Genomic DNA, 21,872 nt, shown 5'->3' with positions numbered 1-21,872 from the left:
GCAACCCGCCGTCAGCGCCATCCCCATCCTCTGTCGAGCCCACCATGCCCCGTCGTTCCATTCTCTCGCCGGCCGAGCGAGACAGCCTGTTTTCGTTCCCTGACAGCCACGATGATCTAATTCGCCACTACACGTTTAGCGAGCAGGACATGTCGCTGATCAGGCAGCATCGAGGAACGGCCAATCGCCTCGGATTTGCCGTCCAGTTCTGCTGCTTGCGTTTTCCGGGCTTCGCTTTGAGCGCTGGTGTCGAGCCTCCGCCCGCGCTGCTGCGGTACGTTGCCGGGCAACTCGGCATTGCACCGTCGCACTGGGAGGCGTACGCGCAGCGGGACCAGACGCGCCGTGAGCATCTGCTCGAACTGCAGGCGGCGCTGCAACTGCGTCCGCTTACGGTGGCCGACTACCATCCGGCGGTACTGGCACTCGTCGACCTGGCAATGCAGACCGACAAGGGCTTCGTACTCGCGCAGGCGCTGCTCGAATATCTGCGCCGGCAGGCAATCCTGTTGCCGGGTTCGAACGTGATCGAGCGGATCTGTGCTGAAGCGGTCACCCGCGCGACGCGTCGCATCCACGACGTGCTCACGGAATTGCTGTCGGACGGTCATCGGCGAAGACTCGACGAGTTACTGAAGCGTCGGGACGACGGCCGCATGACGTGGCTGGCATGGTTGCGGCTGCCGCCGGGCAAGGCGAGTTCGCGACAGATGCTGCAGCACATCGACCGCCTGAAAATCCTTCACGCCGTCGACCTGCCCGCGGGCCTCGACCGGCTGGTGCACAGAAACCGTTTGCTCAAGATTGCGCGCGAAGGCGCGCAGATGACGCCACACGACCTCGGGAAGTTCGAAACACAGCGTCGTCACGCGACCTTGGCGGCCATCGTCATGGAAGCGACAGCGACAGTCACCGATGAAATCGTCGACCTGCACGACCGCATCATCGGTCGGCTTTTCAATGCCGCGAAAAAGAAACATCAGCAGCAGTTCCACCGCTCGGGCAAGGCGATCAACGACAAGGTGAGACTGTACGGGAAGCTCGGCCGCGCCCTGCTGAAGGCCAGGGAAAATGGCGGCGATGCCTTCAAGGCGATCGAGTCCGTCATGTCGTGGGAGGTATTCACGAAAAGTGTCAGCGAGGCCGAGCAACTGGCCCAGCCCGAAGCGTTCGATTTCCTGCATCAGATCGGCGACCATTACGCGACGCTGCGTCGCTACGTACCGGCTTTCCTCGAAATCCTGAAACTGCGCGCGGCGCCGGCGGCGACCGATGTGCTCAACGCCGTCAACATGATCAAGGCCATGGACAATGATGGCGTGCGCAAGATGCCGGCGGACGCGCCGACCGCCTTCGTCAAGCCGCGGTGGAAACAACTGGTCTTGACCGACACCGGTATTGATCGTCGTTACTACGAGTTGTGTGCGCTGGCCGAGTTGAAGAATGCGCTGCGATCAGGCGACATCTGGGTGCAGGGCTCACGCCAGTTCAAGGACTTCGACGACTATCTGCTTCCGGCGGAAAATTTCCAGGCGATCAGGCGGGACAATGCGCTGCCAATACCCATCACCACCGACTGCGACCGTTACCTGAACGAGCGGCGGCAGTTGCTGGAGGAGCGGCTGGCAACCGTCAACCGGCTCGCGGCCGAAAACGGACTGCCCGATGCGATCATTACGGAATCGGGCCTGAAAATCACGCCACTCGATGCAGCAGTGCCCGAGGCTGCCCAGACGCTGATCGACCAGACGTCGGTCATGCTGCCGCGCGTGAAGATCACCGAACTGCTGATGGAGGTCGATGCGTGGACCGGATTCACTCGCCATTTCATGCACCTGAAGACCGGAGAGAGCGCAAAAGACAAGACATTGCTGCTCACGACGGTCCTGGCCGATGCGATAAACCTCGGACTGACAAAGATGGCAGAAGCATGCCCGGGGACCACCTACGCGAAACTCTCGTGGCTGCAGGCGTGGCACATCCGTGACGAGACTTATTCGCAGGCGCTGGGCGAACTGGTCAACGCACAGTTCGCCCAGCCGTTCGCTACCCATTGGGGTGACGGCAGCACTTCGTCATCGGACGGGCAGCGTTTCCGGGCCGGCGGACGCGCCGAGAGTACCGGACATGTGAACCCGAAGTATGGCGCCGAACCAGGCCGGATGTTCTACACGCACATCTCCGACCAATACGCGCCGTTCTACCCGAACCTCGTGAACGTCGGCGTGCGCGATTCGACCTACGTGCTCGACGGCCTGCTATACCATGAGTCGGATCTGCGCATTCAGGAACATTACACCGACACCAACGGTTTCACCGACCACGTTTTTGCATTGATGCACCTGCTGGGCTTCCGGTTCGCGCCCCGCATCCGCGATCTCCACGACATGAAGCTGTACGTGCCTGGCAGCGTGAAGGACTATCCGGCGCTCCAGTCGATGATTGGTGACACGTACAACGAGAAGGCAATCCGGCGGAACTGGGACGAGATCCTGCGCCTGGCGACGTCGATCCGGCAGGGTACCGTCACCGCTTCACTGATGCTGCGCAAGCTCGGCAGCTATCCGCGGCAGAACGGCCTCGCCGTTGCGCTACGCGAGATCGGTCGTATCGAGCGTACACTGTTCATCCTCGACTGGCTGCAGAACGTCGAACTGCGCCGCCGCGTTCACGTCGGCCTGAACAAGGGCGAGGCCCGCAATGCACTTGCACGTTCGGTCTTCTTCTACCGGCTTGGCGAAATCCGCGATCGCAGCTTTGAGTCGCAGCGCTACCGTGCAAGTGGCCTGAATCTGGTCACTGCCGCAATCGTTCTGTGGAACACCGTCTACCTCGAACGGGCTGTCCACGCGATGGTCACACGCGGTACCCCGCCCGATGCAGTTTTGCTACCGTATCTCTCACCGCTTGGCTGGGAGCACATCAACCTGACGGGCGATTACGTGTGGCGCGAGGACCAGAACGTGCGGCGCGGTGGATTCCGGCCACTGCGTCCCGCCCGGGACCACTAGCGTTAGCCTTTCCTGTTGGGGGTGTTGTGCGCGGCAACTGTCCTAAGTAAGCTGGCGGAGCGGCGCAGTGCGGCCATGAAGAGACTTTGGTGATGTTCTCTCGAGCGGCTGAAATACGAAGAACAGCCGACTGCCACGTGCAAGCACACAAAGAGAACGCTCCGAGCGCTGCTCGTGGACCTGGAGTCCCGTAGCACATTGGCCTCTTGGGGATCTACAGCGGCGAAACGGCAAATTAACCCGTGTTTGGGAACTTAAATGGAGGTAAACGCCGGAATTTTGACCGAAACTCCACGATGTGTGCTGTTACAAAGTAACCTTCGATCTGCATGGCCAACGGTCCATCATGACAAAAGGCAATCTCGCCTCTTTCCATGAGAGTGATCCATGACGAAGGTGGCAATTTCTGACGCGCATGGTGTCATGCGTGAGGGGCTGCGTGCGCTGCTGTGCAGCACAGGGGAGTTCGAGTTTGCAGGTGAAGCGGCCGACGGAGCAAGCACGCTGGCACTTGCGAGAGCGACCGATGCAGCCTTGCTTACTCTCGGCCTCTCAATGCCCGGCCTCCATGGCCTCGATCTGATCCCCCTGATCAAGATCGAAAATCCTTCGTTGCGCATTCTGGTGGTGACGATGCATCCTGAGCAGGCGTACGCAGTTCGTGCGTTCAAGGCCGGAGCGTCCGGATACGTTACGAAAGATACGCCTGGCAAAGACTTTATAGCGGCGGCCCGAAAGGTTGCGTCCGGAGGCATCTATGTAAGTCTTATGATGGCGGACCAGATCGCCCACGGTTTTGCTGAAGTCGATTCTTCATTTCCCCACCAGCGCCTGTCCGCCCGCGAATTCCAGATACTTCTCCTGATTGCGGCAGGCGAATCTATTGCAGTGATCGCAGGAAAGCTGGGTTTGAGTGCCAAGACGGTCAGCACACATAGGACGAACATTCTGGAAAAGTCCGGCCTCGCGAACGACGCGGCGCTTGTGCGCTACGCTGTGCGCCACGACCTTCTTGAAGATGACGGTGCCGAGCTGCTCTAAGTCGCCCCTGGAGCGTGTCGATGTCACACTGACACGCATCATGCCGCATCGGAGTTTTGGTGTTGCGGGTTACGCAGGCGGATCAACTTTCTGCGCCCGTATATCGAAGGCGAATATCCGTGTCAGGACTGCGCTTCCATTGTCTGTTACCTTAAATTCAGACGCACCGGATGCGCCTGCGGCGCGCTCAACCAATTGCCGGCCTATAAGCTGTTCGACCTCGCGCCGGTCAAGATCAGCGTGCGAGGGAGCTTGTTCTATAAGCATGAGCGCTGACAGTTCATGCGCACTCAGAAACGATTCCATAGGATGGCCTCCGTGTCCCGCCCCTCCCCCGCAGAGGCCATACAGCATCGCAGGACGCTCAATAGCGTCTGGCAGCAAGGGGGCGGCGAACTCAAGCACAAACTATGAGGCTTTGCAGCCTGGTAGGGCAGCCTAAATCTGCCAGTTGGTTCATCTGGATCAATCAAACTGCATTTGAACTATACAAAGTTCGCATTTTGCGATTATCGGGGTCGGTCTCTTGCCCCGCGTCCGTCCATTCATCGCGGGGCCAGCGGTATGGTTTCACTGCTACTGGAATTTCTTGACCTGCTTTGCGCGGTTTGCCGCGGCGACCACCGTGAACGATAGCGCTGCGCAGGTCAATCAGCCGTCGACGATCGGCTCATGCAAGGGCGGAAGCGGCCGTTCGAGATTCGATTTTGAATGACTCCAAGGGGTCGTCTGGCAACGTTCGTCCGCCGCTAACGTGCTTTATTTTCCGTTTTCGCAAGCGACCCCTACATGCCTGGTGCTTTTCCGACGAGCGCAATCATCCGGGGGGGCCGTATCGCGAAGAGATTTCGTGTGGCGCGGTCGATTGACGCACGTCAGTGGGGTCGCCTCACAGGGGCCATTGTCCGATAACCGGCTCGCTGCCACGATGCTGTGTTGTCGACCTGTCTTGCGGGCCTCTGCGCGGATAGGGAAGGGTTGCGAACCAAAAAGCACCATGTATTGATAGATGATACAGTGCGCCATTATAAGATTTTCAATGCGATCTTGCTGCGGTCGGTGGGCGGCAACTTCGGTGCGAACGAACCTCTTTTCTTTGCAATGGCTTATCCAAATATGGTTTTCAAATTCCGGTCCCGCGGCTTAATGACGCTAACGACATGTTCAATCGCTGCCGCGTTCCTGCTCACCGGGTGCGACAAGAAGACGGTCGTGCAAACCGCAACACCTGAAGTCGGCACTGTCACGCTTCAGTCCCAACCCGTTACTCTCACGTCCGAACTGCCAGGTCGCACAAGCGCCTGGCGCGTGGCGGAGGTGCGGCCGCAGGTAAGCGGAGTCATCCAGAAGCGGCTGTTCACGGAAGGCGCAGACGTCAAACAGGGGCAGCAGCTCTATCAGATCGACGAAGCGCCGTACCGGGCCGCCTACGACAAGGCACGTGCGGCGCTGACTACCGCTCAGCGTCTGGCCGAACGCGATCAGAAACTGCTGGTTGATAACGCGGTCAGCAAGCAGCAGTACGACGATGCGATGTCCGCCTATCAGCAGGCGCAGGCCGACGTTGAAACAGCCCGCATTAATCTCGCGTACACGAAAGTCTATGCGCCGATTTCCGGGCGCATTGGTCGCTCGGCAGTGACCGAAGGCGCTCTCGTCACCAACGGTCAGTCCCAGTCGCTTGCGGTTGTTCAACAGCTCGACCCCATTTACGTGGACGTGACGCAGTCGTCGATCGACATGATGCGCTTGCGACGTGAGCTGGCCAGCGGCCAACTTAAGAGCACGGGCAAAAACGCTGCAAGCGTGAGTCTGGTGCTTGAAGACGGTAGCTCCTACGGGCAGGCAGGTACGCTGAAATTTTCCGAGGTCAGCGTGGATGAAGGGACCGGAATGATCACATTGCGTGCGATCTTCCCGAATTCGGAACGCGACCTGCTGCCGGGAATGTTCGTGCATGCGCGACTTAACGAAGGCGTCAGGAGCGATGCAATCCTGGTTCCTGAACAGGCTGTCGCTCGCGACACGACCGGGGCAGCCATTGCATGGGTAGTGGGTCCGGACAACAAGGCGAATCTGCGCCCGATTCAGGTCGACCGCACGGTCGGCAACACGTGGCTCCTGCGTTCAGGTCTGCGCGCGGGTGAGCGGGTTGTGACCGAAGGCCTTCAGCGGCTGCAGCCTGGTATTACCGTGTCTGCGGTGCCGGCGACCAATGTGCACGTCGACCTGGGCGATGAACCGGGTAGCACGAACGCCGCAATTGCGCCGGCGTCAGCCGCGGCTGGCAGCTAACCGGAGGGCCAATGTCAAAGATCTTTATTAATCGACCCATTTTTGCGTGGGTGATCGCCCTCGTGATCATGCTCGCCGGTTATCTGGCGATCCGCTCGTTGCCGGTGAACCAGTACCCGAACATTGCGGCACCTGCGGTAAGCGTTACCGTCACCTATCCGGGTGCTTCTGCACAAACGGTGCAAGACACGGTAGTGCAGGTGATTGAACAGCAGCTCAACGGACTGGACGGGCTGCGGTATATCACCTCGAACAGCAATTCAGACGGTAGCATGCAGATTATCGTCACGTTCGATCAGGGTACCAATCCGGACATCGCGCAGGTGCAGGTGCAGAACAAGCTGCAACTTGCGACACCGCTCCTGCCCCAGGAAGTTCAGCAGCAGGGCATCCGCGTCGCCAAGTACCAGATCAACTTCATGATGGTGGTGAGCCTGGTATCCGAAGACGGGAAGATGTCGAGCTATGACCTCGGGAATTATCTGGCCTCCAATCTGCAGGATCCGATCCTGCGGACAAAGGGGGTTGGCGACTATCTGTTGATGGGCTCCCAGTATGCGATGCGGATCTGGCTCGATCCGGCCAAACTGGACAGCTATTCGCTCACACCTCAGGATGTCTCCGCGGCGATCAGTGCACAGAACGTGCAGGTTTCGTCCGGTATGCTGGGCGGCTTGCCGACCGGTCGTGGGGTCGAGTTGAATGCGACGGTGATCGGCAAGGTGCGGATGAAGACTGCAGAAGAATTCAAACAGATCCTTCTGAAGGTCAATCGGGACGGCTCGCAGGTTCGCCTGCGCGACGTCGCGGACGTCGGCCTTGGAGCCGAAACCTATTCCATCTCGAGTAAATACAACGGGAAGCCGTCCGCAGGTATTGCGCTTCGTCTTGCGACCGGGGCGAATCTGCTCGATACGGTCACTGCCGTGCGCAAGGTCCTTGATGCGAAGAAGGCGCTCCTTCCGCCGGGCGTGAAGATTGTGATCCCATATGACACATCGCCGGTTGTGCATGCGTCGATCGAAGAGGTGGTCAAAACGCTGATCGAGGGCATCGTGCTTGTGTTCCTCGTGATGTACCTGTTCCTGCAAAATATCCGTGCGACGCTGATTCCGACCTTAGCCGTGCCGGTCGTGCTGCTGGGGACGTTCGGGGTGCTCGCGGCCTTCGGCTTTACGATCAACATCCTGACGATGTTCGGCATGGTGCTGGCCATCGGTCTGCTCGTCGATGACGCGATTGTAGTCGTCGAAAACGTCGAGCGTGTGATGGCGGAAGAGGGCCTGAGTCCAAAAGAGGCGACGCGTAAATCGATGGGCCAGATCCAGGGTGCGCTCGTTGGCATTGCAATGGTCCTGTCGGCGGTGTTTCTTCCGATGGCCTTCTTTGGCGGATCCACCGGTGTGATCTACCGTCAGTTCTCGGTCACGATCGTGTCAGCGATGGCGCTGTCCGTGCTGGTTGCGCTGGTTTTCACGCCGGCGCTGTGCGCGACGCTATTGAAGCCGGTGGCGGCAGGTCATCACGAAAAGAAGGGTTTCTTCGGGTGGTTCAACAAAACGTTCGATCGCGGTGCTGCCCGATACGAGGGCATGGTCGGCTCGATCCTTGCCAGGAAAGGCCGATATCTGGTGGTGTACGGGGTGATCGTCGTTGGAATGGGCTTTCTCTTCACGCGGATCCCGACGGCATTTCTGCCCGAGGAAGATCAGGGCACTATGTTCGTTCAGGTTCAGATGCCACCGAATGCGTCAGCCGCGCGTACCGAACAGGTACTCACGACAGTGCGCGATCACCTGCTTGAGGATGAATCCGGCGCTGTGGAGTCGGTCTTTACGGTCAATGGCTTCAACTTCGCGGGTCGTGGCCAGAATTCCGCGATGGCGTTTGTCTCCCTTAAGCCTTGGGTCCAGCGCACGGGCGATGACCCCACCGTGTTCGGCGTCGCCGAGCGCGCCAGAGCGGTTTTCGGGAAGATCAGGGACGGGATGGTCATTCCGATTGTGCCGCCGGCCATTATGGAAATGGGCAACTCGCAGGGTTTCGACGTGTTCCTCCAGGACGATACAGGCCAGGGGCATGAAGCGTTGATGGCCGCGCGAAACCGGTTCCTCGCGCTTGCGGCCAGGGATCCGTTGCTCGCCAACGTGCGGCCTAACGGGATGAACGACGAACCGCAATTCCACGTCAATATTGACGACGAGAAAGCGCGTGCGCTGCAGGTAAGTCTGGATTCGGTTAACGAAACCATGACCGCCGCCTGGGGATCGCAATACATCAACGATTTCGTTGATCGCGGCCGCGTCAAGAAGGTCTTCATACAGGGCAAACCTGACTCGCGCGTGAGTCCTGAAGATCTTAACAAATGGTATCTGCGCAACGATAACGGCGAGATGGTGCCTTTCTCGGCCATCGCTACCGGTTCGTGGATCTACGGTTCGCCGAAGCTTGAACGCTATAACGGTATTTCCGCGGTCGAACTGCAAGGACAGCCGGCGCCAGGCCATAGCTCGGGCGAAGCAATGCAGGAGGTGGAACGCATCGCGGCCCAGTTGCCCCACGGCTTCAGCATTGCGCCGACGGGACTCTCCTATGAGGAGAGGGCTTCTGGCGCGCAGGCACCGGCCTTGTATGCCCTGTCGGTCCTGATCGTGTTCCTGTGTCTGGCGGCGCTCTACGAGAGCTGGTCGGTGCCGTTCTCGGTGCTGATGGTAATCCCGCTCGGCATCATCGGTGCAGTGTCGGCAACACTGCTTCGTGGGCTGACCAACGACGTGTTCTTCCAGGTCGGTTTGCTGACCACGGTCGGCCTGTCGGCGAAGAACGCGATCCTGATCGTGGAGTTCGCGAAGGATCTGCACGAGAAACATGACGTTCCTCTGGTCGCCGCTGCGGTCCAGGCCGCCCGTTTGCGACTGAGGCCGATCATCATGACGTCGGCTGCCTTCGTGCTCGGTGTATTGCCGCTCGCGATCTCGCACGGGGCCGGCTCGGGCAGTCAACACTCAGTCGGTACGGGCGTCGTCGGCGGCATGCTGACGGCCACGTTCCTCGCGATCTTCTTCGTGCCGCTGTTCTATGTGATCGTCACCAGGGCGTTTGCACGCCGCAAAAACCCGCAAACCACGGAGGCGTCGGTATGAAGCCAGTCAGACTCATCACGCTGGGTGCCGCTGTCATGATGGCGGGTTGCACGATGATCCCGAACTACCATCGCCCGGACGCGAGCGTCGCGACCGGCTATTCGGCATCGGATGGGATGGCCGCGAATCCGTCAGCGGCTGCTGATATCGAGTGGCGCGATTTCTATCGGGAACCCCATCTGCAGAAGCTCATCGCATTCGCACTCGACAACAACCGCGACCTGCGCGTTTCCATCCTCAACATCGAAGCGGCGCGTGCGCAGTACCAGATCCAGCGCGCGGATCTGCTGCCAACGCTGTCGGCGACCGCAGGCAGCACGGTTCAGCGACAGCCCGCAGACCTCTCGATGACCGGGCAGTCGGGTGTTTCACACAGCTACAGTGTCGGTGGGGCGGTCGCCTCGTACGAACTGGACCTGTTTGGCCGCGTACGCAGCCTGAGCCAATCCGCGCTGGAGACCTATCTGGCGACCGCCGAAGCGAGGAAGGCGGCGCAGATCAGCCTGGTGGCGGAAGTTGCGAATGCCTGGCTGACGCTGCAGGCAGATCTCGAACTGAGGACGCTGACGTCGGACACGCTGGCCAACCAGCAGGCGTCGTACAAGATCGTCAAGGCAAACTTTAACGCTGGTACGTCGTCGGCGCTGGATCTGAGTCAGGCAGAAACCCAGGTCCGGTCCGCCGAAGCGAACCTGGCCCAGTACGACCGGCAGGCGCGGCAGGACGTGAACGCGCTGACGCTGCTGGTTGGCGCGCCAGTGCCAGCTGACCTCGTCACCGCGGTGCGGCTCGACACCGTTGCGCTGGACGATGGCCTCGCCGCGGGGTTGCCATCCGACCTGTTGAGCCGTCGCCCTGACATTGTTGCAGCCGAACACCAGTTGAAGTCGGCAAACGCTAATATTGGCGCTGCGCGCGCTGCGTTTTTCCCTCGCATTGCACTGACGGCAAGCGGGGGCACCGCGAGCGCATCGTTGCATAATCTGTTTGATGCAGGTAGCAGCGCCTGGGCGTTCGGCCCGTCGATCAGCGTGCCGATTTTTGATTACGGCCGTAACAAGGCAAATCTGGACGTCGCCAGGGTAACAACGAAGATTGAGGTGGCGACCTACCAGAAGGCAATCCAGACGGCGTTCAGGGACGTGTCCGATGCGCTGGACGGACGCGACACCTATGTCCGCCAGCAGGCCGCTCAGGTCCAGCTGGTGCAGGCGAGCGCATCGGCCTACCGGCTGTCGGGTGAGCGGTATCAGCAGGGGGTCGACGACTATCTGAGCGTGCTGGTCAACCAGCGCTCGCTCTACGACGCCCAGCAAACGCTGGTCAAGGTTCAATTGGCAAGGGCGGAAAATACGGTCGGTCTGTACCGTGCGCTGGGAGGTGGCTGGAAAGACGCATCCGCCGCCGACGCGGCAGCGGCGGGGGCGCCTTCGACTTCCTCCGATTCCTGACGGGACTCATCACGATTGGCTGGAAATGAATAGAGCCTCCGCTGATTACTGCAATGTTTCTGCCAACGGATTTGCGCCACATGAGTGGCAGAATCCGATTGCATCTGATCTGTCTGGCGTAGCGCAGTTACTCGAGCTCGCGCTGCCGTCAGCGGCGACGTTTGCACGCCCGCTGGTTCGGAGCGCAATCGTGTCGGAGGATCTGCTCGCCAGCAGCCTGCTTGTGCTGTGCGCGCATGAAGTGGCGGGCACCGTCCCACTGGTACCTGCCGTCCAGGTCTTTGCTGCGGCGATGGAACTCATCATCATCTCGCTCAATGCTCATGCGTTGCTGCCCGATGGAGAGCTCGCCATGGAGAGCTCGCCGCTACTCGCGCTCGGCTCCGCGGCAGGCGTGTTACTGGGTGATCTTCTCTACACCCACGCATTCCGGATGATCGTGCAAACCCGGGAAGCCAACGCCATCCAACTGGTCGCTAAGGCGACCGAGGAAATGGTCAAAGGCGCAACACGGGAGCGGTTTCCGGCAAACGGGCAAATGGCCTCCTGCGATGACGTGCTGGGAGCAAGGCTAGCGGCGACCTATGGTGCCTGCTGCCGGATCGGCGGTCTTCTGGGTGGGGCATCCAGTTCGCAGCTCGACGCGATGCAGCGGTTGGGGGCGGAATGCGGACGGTTGAAGTCAGGTGCGGTAAACTCCGACGCTCGCCGCGGCAACGTCCATGCAAGCCCGGTGGGAAAGCAAAGGCTGGACATCCAGTTGCGCATCTGCGAGACCCATGCCGATCACGCGGTGAGCCACCCGATTTACCGGGATGTCATGGCGGCGCTTCTCTGTCACGCTGCTGGGCCTTCGTTTGATCGGGTCGCACAGGTGGCGCCTGGATGAACAGTTACCGTCTTGGAAGAGCACCGGTTCGACCTGCTCCGGCTGCGCGGGGAATTTTTCGCCCAGCGTCGCATGGCACGACGGCGTTGCAAGAGGTGCCTTTGTATTAGTTTAACCACAGTTGCAGTGACACCAAGATGGAGACGAAAGACATGACTTACATGCCAGCCGACGATGAACGTGGCGGAGGCATTCAGGTAATTGCGAGGGCATCGAGTATCCTCAACGCCCTCGGTGAAACGCCGGGTGGCATGAGCCTGGGCCAGATCGCAAAGGCGGTCGATCTGCCGCGCTCTACTGTTCAGCGTATCGTCAACGCGCTCGCGCACGCCGACCTTGTCCGGGCGGATCGCCCAAATGGCGTGATGCTCGGACCGACTCTCCTCCGCCTGGTGGCCAAGGTACATACGGACGTCGTCGCCATGGTCGATTCCCACCTGGCGGAATTGACTAAGCACCTCAACGAAACCGTCGCGCTGGCCCGGGGGAGCGGCCGCGAACTGGCTATGGTGCACGTTCTCGTCGCCGAACGTGACCTTCGGGTGGTGCCCCGGGTCGGGACGACTGTTCCGCTTCACAGCACGGCGGGTGGCAAGGCGCTGCTGGCGTTAGAGTCCGATCGGCATGTCACTGAACTGATGGGCAGGACATTTGAACGCCTGACACTGCGTACCGTTCATTCGAGGAGCGCCTTGTTGCGTGAACTTGGTTCTATCCGCAGCGCCGGAGTTGCATACGACGAGGACGAGACTGAAGTGGGAATTGCGTCGGTTGCGATGGCAGTCGATACGATCCTGGGGAAGTATGCTGTGTCGGTGGTGTTGCCGACTGCCAGATTGCCCGCTCAGCGCGAACGGATTGTTGCCAGCCTGCAGCGGTGCAAAGATGCGATGAACAGCGAAATCGGCAAGCTTTGACGCCTGTAAAGCTTTGCAAGGTTTTGTCGCAGTAAGGAGCGCGGAGCGAACAAGATCTATATGCATAGCTCATCATTGACGCTGGCCCGTTTTCCGTTTTCACTGGAAGTGGCACCCTTCCGCGCCCACTCCGGCATCCGCCCCGGTGCATCTTGCGCTACTTAGATAAGCCGCCCGGACCTGCGCGACCGTTAGCGCAACGTTTGGAAGCAGAATGTCGTTTGCGATTGCCGCGGCAGAATCAGCGACGTTCGCTCCGAAATGTCTGACGTCATCCAAGCTTGGTTATTTTAGGGCAAAAGCCCCGCCGAGAGGTGAACTGGTCGCGCGTGTCTTTTTTCAATTGGGAGCGAACACATCTATGGCATTGCAGCCAACGACTCGCTCTCCACTGCCAGAGCGGGAGGAATTTGCTCGCGAAGGAAGTCAATCCATGCCTTTAGTTTGGCATCAACAAACTGCCGCGACGGATACATGACATGCAGGTTTAGCTTTTGCAGAGTCAGACCGGTCAGCACACGAACGAGTCTGCCGTTCCGCAAGGACGGAAGTGCCGCGGTGGCCGGAAGCAGCCCGATACCGAATCCGCCTTGCACGGCGGCCAGAAGCGCACTTTCGTGGTTGAACGATAGGGAAACGCCCGCTGACCGGATTTTCTCCGCCGCTTCTTTCCCAGCGAGAGTCCATGTGCCGTCTGGCATATTCGGTGCGTTAAGTCGAAGGCAGGCATGGCCAGCGAGATCATCAACGGTCGACGGCGAGCCGAATCGCTTCAGGTAGTCGGGCGATGCACACGCTACGCACGAGACGCTTCCCAAGGTCTGCGCCACCATCATAGAGTCTGGTAATGCCGATGCCAGGAGAAGCGCTGTGTCATAACGTCCTTCAATCATGTCGAGGGCGGCGTCGGAAAATGTCAGCTCCACATTAATCGAATGATGGCGCTCCCGGAACCGAAGCACCGCGGAAACGATGTCGCTGTGACCAAAGCCGAGCATCGCGTAGATGCGGAGCGTACCGGATGGGACGACTGCCGCGCTGCGTGCCTCATCCTCGGCCACATCGATCCATTCGATGATCTTCTTGCACTGACCCAGATATCGGGCGCCCGCTTCCGTGAGCATTTGCTGGCGCGTACTACGATGTAGCAACCTTGTCCTCAGGTGAGACTCCAGGTGGGAAACTGAGCGCGATACCTTAGCAGTCGAGATGTTCAAACGGTTTGCTGCGGCGGTAAACCCGCCCGCCGCAACGACTGCTATGAACACGCGCATATTATCGGTCGTATCCACGATGCTATGGCTCCTTTGATATTCAGTGTGCTCTTGCTGGCGGCGCTCCGGTCGCCCCGAACGCCGTGCACCGCGACGAGGTCCTCGCGCCGTGCCGCGTTGGTCTTTAGTAAGCTATCATCGCCGGCGAGCTGCGCGCCTCAAGTGATAGCGATGCCGAAAGAGCTGGAACAGGAGCAGGTGCTTAACTTCCACCCTGCTCTTTTGCCTGTACCGCACAACACGGGCTATTGTACCAGCGTGCGATACGACAAATTCGTCCAGTCCTTCCTCAGGGACGTCAACAGCGGGCACTGTCAGGTTGATGGGGGATGCGGCGGTAGAAAAAAGTGATGGAAAAAACGAAATCGCTTTATCACGGTCACCGCTTCCCCGCCGTCGTCATCAGCTGCGTGATTCGGTGGTATTTCCGGTTTAGCCTGAGCCTGTGCGTATTTCGGACGAACGTGACCGGCCGTTTCGGGATGGTGACCGTCGATTTCGGCAACGTGACCGGTCAATTCGGGAACGTGACCGAGCGGACCGGAAGGCAGGATTGGCGTTGCGCATGACATCAACCACGCGGGCTATGCTCGCCGGCTTTTGCCGGAGAGAGCATGCCCGCACACCGGATGAACATGCGCATGATCAAGGACGTTTTACGACTTAAATTCGACGGCGGCTTCTCGCATGATCGGATCGCCGCGTCACTGAGGCCTGGCCGGGATTCGTTAAAAATCCGCCACATCTCGGCCTAAGCCGCTGATTTGAATGCGAAATCAATCGTCGGATCGAGCGGTGGGACGGAACGTAAGAGATCCAGCAAATAGTCCCCGAACCGGTTGATGTGCTCACGCCGGTACGGCGACAGCACCTTGAGTACTTCGGCATCGACCGGATGCCCCTTCTCCTGCAACTCCTTCAGCTTGCGCGACATCCACTGCACGTTGTACAGGATCACCATGTTCGCGACGAGGTGGTTGTACTTGATCACCTTGCGCTGCTCGTGCCGGACGTTTTCGGCGATAACGCCTTCGCCACCGAACATCAGCCACTGTGCGAAGTCGTTGAACTGCTCGCTCTTGTTGGTCGCCGCGTGAATCGTGCGCCGCAGGTCCGGTTCATTGAGATATTTCAGCAGGAACAGCGTCCGGATCACGCGTCCCAGCTCCCGGAATGCGAAGTAGAGCTTGTTTTTCGTGCTCTCCGATCCGAGGCGGCGCAGGATCGTCGACGGCGTCATCTTGCCTGCCTTGATCGACACTGCAACGCGCATCATGTCGGCATAGTGACGTTCGATCAGTGCCCAGTCAATCGCCTGACGGCACAAGCTGTCGATGTGCTTGTATTTGCGCCGCCGGTCAGCCTTGTACAGCACGAGATCCTTGATGTTGCGCATGCGCGGCATCAGGTTGATACCCACCACGTACGACAGACCGAAGACCGGACCGCTTTGCGCCTGCGTATCGCCGTGGATCGTATCGGGCTTGACGTCGGCGCCGTTCAGGATCAGCCCATCGAGGATGTAGACGGCTTCGTGGACGCCGCACGGGATGAAGTGACTAAACAGCGCGATGTACATGTCGGATACGTGATAGTAGCCGATCCCGCCGTATCCCCCATAGCGAACGTGATACTCGGACAGCAGGTTCTGCTCGTACAGACTCCACTTGGTGCCGTCGGCCGACGCGCGCTTGCCGCTGCCCCAGTATTTTGGCAACGCGAACTGGTTGTACGCGTTGATCACCTTCACGTTCGCCTTGTCGAGCCGCTCCTCCGTGACGTGTTTCAGGTTCAGCCAGGCGACCTGCTTGCGAGTGAGCCCTTTCACCGAGCGCGCCGTCTGGCTCGGCCCCAGGTTGCAGCCGTAGCAGAACAGCGTCGTGATGAAACGCTTGCGCGGATCGTCGATCTTCGCGTCAAACCCGGATAGCGGTCCAAACAGTTTATGCAGGTCGAGCCACTGCTCGGTTTCGGTGAGGAGATCCAGGATGCTGAGCTGCGGCATCGACGCCGTGATGGCCTGATCGATCAGCGTGCGGTTCGGCGGCTCGGGCTCCTTGCCCGGCTTGTGAATGACGAGTTCCTCATCGACGAACTCGATGCTGTCATTTGCCGGGAAGTTCGCATCGGCCTCGTCGAGCGCTGCGTTCAGCTTGTCTCGCAGATCCTTCGCGAAGCTCTTGCCGTCCGTGGGCAAGCCCACGATCTCGCAGTAGCGCGGCAGTTCACGCCGGAATTCCTCGTCGGAGACCTGATGCACCCGATAATCGTCGAAGCGATCACTACCCTCGACGTAAAGATCGCCGGAATTCAGTTCCCGCATGATCTGGCTGAAGACACCCAGCTCGAAGAACCGGCGGTGCAGCATCCGGCTGTCCCGGCCGTGCGGGAACACCGCGCGCTCCCACTTCTCCGGCAACCAGTCCAGCGGCAGGTTCGCGAGGTCGTTGTCGGTCAGCAGCAGGTATTCGCGGTGCGCGTTGCGGAAACCTTGCAGCCACGCGAGCGCGACCAGCACCGCGCGGTCTTGCGAGCTCGATTGCAGCGGCAGCACGTCCAGGCACTGGAACAGCAGCGAGCGCTGGGTGCGGTACGGCACGAGCATGAACGGCAGATCGAACTGCCCGGCATAAGCGATGTGCTCGTTGCATTGCGCGAGCGCTTCGGCCGGGTCGCCGAGCGCCTCGCGGATTTTCGGTAACCGCTTAGGCTCCGGTACGCCCTCATCCTGGAGAATCTGCAGGACGTCCCGGAACTGCCCGACCAGCCCCTCCAGCATACCGGCGTGTTCAAGCTGATATTTTTGCAGTCGGACCTTTGCGTAGGACTCCAGCTTGCGCACCACCTTGATGAAGATCTCAGCGACGTCATCAAGCGCCTTCTGCAACTGCGCCTGGATGAACAGTACCGCAAGCGCATGACGCTTCGCGGTCTTGAGCGAACGCAGTTCCGCGACGTCCAGGGCCCGCGCTTCGGTGACCAGTTGGGCTCGTTTGCTAACAGACAGGATCGAGGGTGGCGCCGGCAAGCCTTCCGCCAGTGTCCTGATCCCGTTGATATGTTTGAGGAAGCTGGCGATCGCCCGCGCGGCGGGTCGCTTCGGCTCCTGTTTCAGATCGTCCCAACCGGACTTGCCTGCCTTGACGACGAGAAGCGCGTCGATGCGTTCGACGAGTGCTGAGTCGAGTGCGCCGGTGATGGCCCCATAGATCGCCTCGTTGTGATCGTTGCGCGCCTGCGTGGCGATGCGCTGCAGCGTTGCCAGTGGCGGCAGCTCGTACCGGCGCCGGACCAGTTCCTCGATCAGCACGTTGATGATATCGGGCAGTTCGATCTTTGTCCGGGCTTCCGCCGACGCCAGTTCAGCAAGCGACGCCGCCTCACTCGCATCGAACGCCCGGATGTCAAGCCAGCCGCGCAGCAGTTTCTGGTGACGAATGCGGGTGCCCGACACGTCATACCGTGCGATCGCCGTCCGGGACAGGACGCGGGCCCGCATCGACGTCCGGATGTGATCGATAATGGCGGGCGGTACCTCCACGAGCATCGGGAAGTAACCGAGACGCTGCAGCAGCTTCAACTGCACCATGATCAATACGGCGGAGGCTTCCTGCCGGGATTGCCGGCGCACGAAGCGGATTTCCGCGGCGCTCGGCGTGAACGCCGCTTTCAGCTCCGCCGCGCCCGGCTCCGCAGGCAGCACCGGATAGATGGTCTCGTGGACAGTCGTCACGTTGGCTGCCGCCGCGCAAAGATCTGCTCGATCTGCCGGGTACGCTGAACTTCGTCGTCGTCCAGGTAGATCGAGGTCGTTGTGATCGACGCGTGACGCAGATTGTCGCGCACAGTCGTTAGCGTGGCGCCCTGTGCGAGAGCATTTGTTGCGTGCGTGTGGCGCAGCCAGTGTGGCGTCGCGCGCTGCAGCTTGTCGGCGAGTGCCGGGTGGTCGGCCCGAATTGCGTCGGCGGCGGTCCGGAAGAACCGGCGCAGCACCTCCCTCAGACGCGGCGTGGTGATGCCGCCGGGTTCATCGAGATGGCCGAGCAGCGGCGTATCCGGTGCCCAGCGTGCGGGGCTCACGGGCAGACCGCGCTGCATCAGGTACTGGTCCAACGCAAATCGTGCGAGCGGCGGCAGCACCACCTTGCCAGCCTTCGCCCCCTTACCGGTGAGGTGAAGCCACCGCTCGCCGCGCGTGCCGGTCATGATGCCGCCGAGTGTAACGCTGACCAGTTCGCCTGCGCGCAGGCCGGTCGCGTAACCGAAATCGAGCAGAAAGCGCAGACGCTGTGCGGCGGGAACCGCCCAGCCATGCGACCATTCCAGGCCATCGGCAATCGTGCGGATCAACTCCCACTCTCCGGCCGTAAAGGCGCGCGAGATGTCCAACTCACCATTGCGCTGCGCGCCGCGCACCCTGAGGCCGGCAAACGGATTCGCGAGCACGTAGCGCTGCTCGATCAGCCAGCGAAACATTGCACTCAGAACTGACAGCGCATAGGCGATGGAATCTGGCGACAGCGCGCCCGTGAACGGCCGCCATTCGGACGACGATCGCGGTCGCGCCGGCGCGACCCACCGGGCGCGGGGTGTGGGATGGCGCAGGAAGGCACGATAAGCGGTCGCATCCTCGCTCGTGAGCGAAGACAGCGCTTTGCCGCGCTCGGCAATCGCCCAGAGCAGCAGGCGCTCGGCTTCCCGGCGATAGGCACGCTGAGTTTCGGCGGCTTCGTGCCGGTCGAGCCAGGCGCTGATCGCCTGATAGTCGTTATCGGCCTCGAGCGCGCACATCGGCTTCGGTGCGCGGAAGGCGCCACGCGAGCCGTCGACGTCATGTGGCACGTGGATGTTTTCCCACGGCACCACGGGTTCCGGCGTCGCCACCACGATCAGCGCGCGGGCGCGTTCGGTAAGTACCGGGTGGGAGGCAAAGAAGGCCTCAATATGACGTGCGCTGCGCACGCCGAGTCCGGCAATCGTGCGCCACCAGCGCTGCCGACGAGGGATGCGCACGGTCAGATCAGCCAGCGTCCGGATGCCATGCTGATGCAGCATGGGGACAACACGGGCTGGCAGCCAGACATCGACCGCATCGCTCACCTGCGGTTGCGGGATCGCAAGCGTTGGTAGGATATCCAGCGCCCGGGTCGCGGCCTTGCGGTGACGGGACCGTTCGCCCGCCGCGCACTGGAACAGCCGGGCCAGATCTGCACGATGCCGGCTGAGGGCGAAACCGGCAAGCTGCCGGCGAATCCGGCCGATCACGCCGCGCGCAGACTGGCCGCCTTCGAGCGCCTGCGGGCAATAACGTTCGACCGCCTCGCGCGCGCCGACGCCTGCGTACCACGCGCGCAGCGCGGACAGGGACGCAGTGTCAGGAAAGGACGGGGGCAACGGAACGTTCGGCATCCGGAGATTATAGGCAACGTGATGGCCGGGGAGCGGCACGTCAGGTGTGGCACGTTTCCCGAAACAGGAGTTTCATCGAAAAATGTACCCCTATCGATAATAAGGGTTAGCGATAGGGATGCATGGAAATTCGTCGGTGTTCCGACCGTCAACTCGCGTTCACGCAACTAAAGTCGGTTCTAAATTTCAACTAAAGTCGGTACTACGGCGTTCAGGCAATGAGCGCCGTCGTCACTAGGAGTAAGAGTGGGCTCTATTGCCAGACTGGCGGCCCTTGCATAGCTTTGCGGGAAGTGCTGCTCGTTCGATAGGGTTATTGCGTTGAAAGGTCTGGCCATTAAGGGCCAACTTTAAGTGAATCGTTCAGAGAGAACCATGTTTAGTTGACGGCCGGGGGCGCGATAGGACCAACTTTACTTGAGATGGTTTTTGGCTCTCCGCCTTGTCCGACGGCGGTTTCCAGCGAAAAATGGCTGGATTACTGTAGAACCATATTTAGTTGTGCAAGCGAACTCGATTCACACATCGCCCCATCGGATAAAATGTCGTCATCCCGCCGCTCGCCGAAATGATTGCGTGCGAGCGCTGCATTGAGTTGCACGTCAGCGACAATGACAGCACAGGCGATCTGCATCGCGTCTACCGTGTACCACCGTGGGAATACCATGAATCTCGATTCCGAATTCGACGAGCCTCTAACTGACGAAGACTTTGATTTCCTCGAACGCTTTCTTTCGAGCAATGCCGTTTGCGACGATGCGATGGATGTCGTCATGTTGCACGGCTTCCTGACCGCGATCATCTCTGGTCCGAACATGATCATGCCGAGCGCGATCCTTCCGTGGGTTTGGGATGCAAGACACGCAACTCGTCAGGCCAGATTTCTTTCTGCAGGACGGGCTCGCAAGGTCACTGGATTGATCATCCAGTACTGGAATGACATCAACAACGCCCTGAGCCAATGTCCCGATCTGTTCGAGCCTCCACTGCACACGACCGAGTGGAAGGCGGAAGAGATTCTCATTCTCGACGAATGGTGCGAGGGCTATTGCAAAGGCATAGACATCGACCGGAAGGCTTGGGATTCATTGATGGAACTACACCCCGATTGGTTTAACATCATCCTGTTGTTCGGTACAGCATCCGGATACCAGGATCTGGTACAGCGGGATTACACGATCGAGCAACGTCGGTCGTTTACAAACTTGCTCAAGGCATCCGCACTCAATATCCATCGATACTGGTGCGAGAATCGCCGAGAATTGATGGAACGGGGTGAGCGCCCGCATATGATCTCGGTAATTTCAATACCGAAAGCGGCGACAAGCCGGCAGACTGCGCGTAGCGATTCGGACGAGCAAGACGAGAACGAGTATGAAGACCTGTTTCTCGTCGATTCGCTAGGCCCAACAACGGAAGATGCGTTTCACCCGCTTGCGCTATCCCCGCTCTCCACGCGTGTCACTCACGGTGGCACCTCTGTCGACGTGCACATCTATCGATCCGAAAGCGAGAGCCGCAATGGCTGGATACTGGAAATCATCGATTCGTTCGGGACATCCACGGTGTGGGACGAATTGTTCCCAACCGATAGTGCTGCGCTGGCCGAAGCGTTCAACGAAATCGACGCACATGGCATTGAATCGGTAATGGGAGACGTACCAGCACACGTGACGAAGCACTGAACGCCTCCTCTGAAGCCACTCTCGATTTCTCTTTTATATCAGCATCTTAGGCCGAGATGCGGCGGATTTTTTGCGAATCCCGGTCAACCCTCGGATATGCAAGCCGGACCGGCACGCGACGCAATCTTGATGCGCTCGCGCGTGCTGGCTGGCGCCTCCTTGTTTCCGCGAAAGGCGAGCACCGTGCCGAAGGCATGCGTTACGCGATCGATAACGGCGCGTGGACCGCTTACCAGCGCGGCGAGCCGTTTGACGAGTCTGCCTTTCTGGCAGTGGTCGACAAGCTCGGTGAGCGCGCCGACTGGATCGTCCTTCCGGACATCGTCCTGGGCGGTCTCGGGTCGCTCGATTTTTCACTGCGCTGGATGGAGCGTCTGCGAGGGATGCCGTCGCAACTGCTCATCGCCGTGCAGAACGGAATGCAACTACAAGACGTCGCGCCCTACCTCTCTCCCGTCGTTGGCATTTTTATTGGCGGATCAACGGAGTGGAAGGAATCGACTGCCGAAGCGTGGGGACTCCTTGCGCGTCGACGGAATTGCCATCTGCATGTCGGTCGCGTCAACTCGGCTCGCCGCATTCACATTTGTGCGGCCGCCGGCGCTGATAGTTTCGACGGCAGCGGGCCGAGCCGTTTCTCCAACGCCTTGCCTCGCCTCGATCGGGCGACTCGACAGCCGGATCTTTTTGCTGCGGCCGACCAGTCGCTGAAAGAGGCGCAGGTCGCAAGTCTGGGTCTGACCTTGTAGTGAACACC

At 60.1% G+C, this 21,872-nt stretch carries 13 protein-coding genes and 1 pseudogene; 10 read left to right on the top strand and 4 right to left on the bottom strand.

Going from position 1 to position 21,872, the window contains the following annotated elements; genetic code table 11:
- The first annotated feature begins 44 nt into the window (after positions 1-44).
- Together CJU94_RS40125 and CJU94_RS40120 are read left to right on the top strand one after the other, a co-directional pair.
- A complete protein-coding gene (locus tag CJU94_RS40125; protein WP_095423990.1) occupies positions 45-3,011 on the top strand; it encodes a Tn3 family transposase in 2,967 nt (988 codons plus the stop codon).
- Positions 3,012-3,398: 387 nt separating this feature from the next.
- Positions 3,399-4,052, top strand: coding sequence for a response regulator (locus CJU94_RS40120; RefSeq protein WP_060090756.1), 654 nt, complete (start codon positions 3,399-3,401; stop codon positions 4,050-4,052).
- Positions 4,053-4,121: 69 nt separating this feature from the next.
- Here CJU94_RS40120 and CJU94_RS40115 read toward each other — a convergent pair whose 3' ends face one another.
- Positions 4,122-4,358 carry a hypothetical protein gene (locus CJU94_RS40115; protein ID WP_088176911.1) on the bottom strand — a complete coding sequence of 79 codons (237 nt, stop codon included), beginning with the start codon at positions 4,356-4,358 and terminating at the stop codon, positions 4,122-4,124.
- 840 nt (positions 4,359-5,198) lie between these two features.
- Between CJU94_RS40115 and CJU94_RS40110 the strand changes: the two genes are divergently transcribed.
- The 5 genes from CJU94_RS40110 to CJU94_RS40090 all read left to right on the top strand — a co-directional run bounded on the left by CJU94_RS40110 (position 5,199) and on the right by CJU94_RS40090 (position 12,747).
- Entirely contained in the window at positions 5,199-6,347 is a 1,149-nt protein-coding gene (locus CJU94_RS40110; protein WP_095423999.1) for an efflux RND transporter periplasmic adaptor subunit, read from the top strand.
- A gap of 11 nt (positions 6,348-6,358) precedes the next feature.
- Positions 6,359-9,490, top strand: coding sequence for an efflux RND transporter permease subunit (locus tag CJU94_RS40105; protein WP_095423989.1), 3,132 nt, complete (start codon positions 6,359-6,361; stop codon positions 9,488-9,490).
- Positions 9,487-10,941 (top strand): efflux transporter outer membrane subunit, encoded by a 1,455-nt coding sequence (locus tag CJU94_RS40100; protein ID WP_095423988.1) that lies wholly within the window; start codon positions 9,487-9,489, stop codon positions 10,939-10,941. The genes CJU94_RS40105 and CJU94_RS40100 overlap by 4 nt, the downstream gene beginning before the upstream one ends.
- A gap of 25 nt (positions 10,942-10,966) precedes the next feature.
- Positions 10,967-11,830, top strand: a complete 864-nt coding sequence (locus tag CJU94_RS40095) for a polyprenyl synthetase family protein (protein ID WP_095423987.1) — start codon at positions 10,967-10,969, stop codon at positions 11,828-11,830.
- Positions 11,831-11,982: 152 nt separating this feature from the next.
- Complete coding sequence (locus CJU94_RS40090) at positions 11,983-12,747, top strand: IclR family transcriptional regulator (RefSeq protein ID WP_095423986.1); 765 nt, start codon at positions 11,983-11,985, stop codon at positions 12,745-12,747.
- Positions 12,748-13,106: 359 nt separating this feature from the next.
- On the opposite strand, the gene CJU94_RS40085 is transcribed toward CJU94_RS40090, so the two are convergent.
- Positions 13,107-14,039 carry a LysR family transcriptional regulator gene (locus tag CJU94_RS40085; protein WP_095423985.1) on the bottom strand — a complete coding sequence of 311 codons (933 nt, stop codon included), beginning with the start codon at positions 14,037-14,039 and terminating at the stop codon, positions 13,107-13,109.
- Positions 14,040-14,371: 332 nt separating this feature from the next.
- On the opposite strand from CJU94_RS40085, the pseudogene CJU94_RS40075 reads away from it, so the two are divergent.
- Positions 14,372-14,467, top strand: a pseudogene (locus tag CJU94_RS40075) (IS6 family transposase); the annotation flags it as partial.
- 305 nt (positions 14,468-14,772) lie between these two features.
- Here the strand turns inward: CJU94_RS40075 and CJU94_RS40070 are convergent.
- Positions 14,773-17,754: a Tn3 family transposase gene (locus CJU94_RS40070; RefSeq protein ID WP_095423983.1), complete on the bottom strand. Its 2,982-nt coding sequence runs from the start codon at positions 17,752-17,754 to the stop codon at positions 14,773-14,775.
- Complete coding sequence (locus CJU94_RS40065) at positions 17,751-19,430, bottom strand: phage integrase family protein (protein ID WP_095423982.1); 1,680 nt, start codon at positions 19,428-19,430, stop codon at positions 17,751-17,753. Before CJU94_RS40065 ends, CJU94_RS40070 begins: the two co-directional genes overlap by 4 nt.
- A gap of 665 nt (positions 19,431-20,095) precedes the next feature.
- Between CJU94_RS40065 and CJU94_RS40055 the strand changes: the two genes are divergently transcribed.
- Both CJU94_RS40055 and CJU94_RS40050 read left to right on the top strand, forming a co-directional pair.
- Positions 20,096-21,115 (top strand): UPF0149 family protein, encoded by a 1,020-nt coding sequence (locus CJU94_RS40055; protein WP_095423980.1) that lies wholly within the window; start codon positions 20,096-20,098, stop codon positions 21,113-21,115.
- A 194-nt stretch (positions 21,116-21,309) separates the two neighbouring features.
- Complete coding sequence (locus tag CJU94_RS40050; RefSeq protein WP_341868394.1) at positions 21,310-21,864, top strand: hypothetical protein; 555 nt, start codon at positions 21,310-21,312, stop codon at positions 21,862-21,864.
- The last annotated feature ends 8 nt before the right edge of the window (positions 21,865-21,872 follow it).

The organism is Paraburkholderia aromaticivorans, assembly GCF_002278075.1.
Classification (GTDB): domain Bacteria; phylum Pseudomonadota; class Gammaproteobacteria; order Burkholderiales; family Burkholderiaceae; genus Paraburkholderia; species Paraburkholderia aromaticivorans.
Note: the sequence above shows the minus strand (reverse complement) of the source record. Positions and strands in the feature narration are given on the sequence as shown.

Excerpts from the sequence above, each read along its gene's own strand:
- CJU94_RS40125 (WP_095423990.1), top strand. The coding sequence starts at position 45 with ATGCCCCGTCGTTCCATTCTCTCGCCGGCCGAGCGAGACAGCCTGTTT.
- CJU94_RS40120 (WP_060090756.1), top strand. The coding sequence starts at position 3,399 with ATGACGAAGGTGGCAATTTCTGACGCGCATGGTGTCATGCGTGAGGGG.
- CJU94_RS40115 (WP_088176911.1), bottom strand. The coding sequence starts at position 4,358 with ATGGAATCGTTTCTGAGTGCGCATGAACTGTCAGCGCTCATGCTTATA.
- CJU94_RS40110 (WP_095423999.1), top strand. The coding sequence starts at position 5,199 with ATGACGCTAACGACATGTTCAATCGCTGCCGCGTTCCTGCTCACCGGG.
- CJU94_RS40105 (WP_095423989.1), top strand. The coding sequence starts at position 6,359 with ATGTCAAAGATCTTTATTAATCGACCCATTTTTGCGTGGGTGATCGCC.
- CJU94_RS40100 (WP_095423988.1), top strand. The coding sequence starts at position 9,487 with ATGAAGCCAGTCAGACTCATCACGCTGGGTGCCGCTGTCATGATGGCG.
- CJU94_RS40095 (WP_095423987.1), top strand. The coding sequence starts at position 10,967 with ATGAATAGAGCCTCCGCTGATTACTGCAATGTTTCTGCCAACGGATTT.
- CJU94_RS40090 (WP_095423986.1), top strand. The coding sequence starts at position 11,983 with ATGACTTACATGCCAGCCGACGATGAACGTGGCGGAGGCATTCAGGTA.
- CJU94_RS40065 (WP_095423982.1), bottom strand. The coding sequence starts at position 19,430 with ATGCCGAACGTTCCGTTGCCCCCGTCCTTTCCTGACACTGCGTCCCTG.
- CJU94_RS40055 (WP_095423980.1), top strand. The coding sequence starts at position 20,096 with ATGAATCTCGATTCCGAATTCGACGAGCCTCTAACTGACGAAGACTTT.
- CJU94_RS40050 (WP_341868394.1), top strand. The coding sequence starts at position 21,310 with ATGCGTTACGCGATCGATAACGGCGCGTGGACCGCTTACCAGCGCGGC.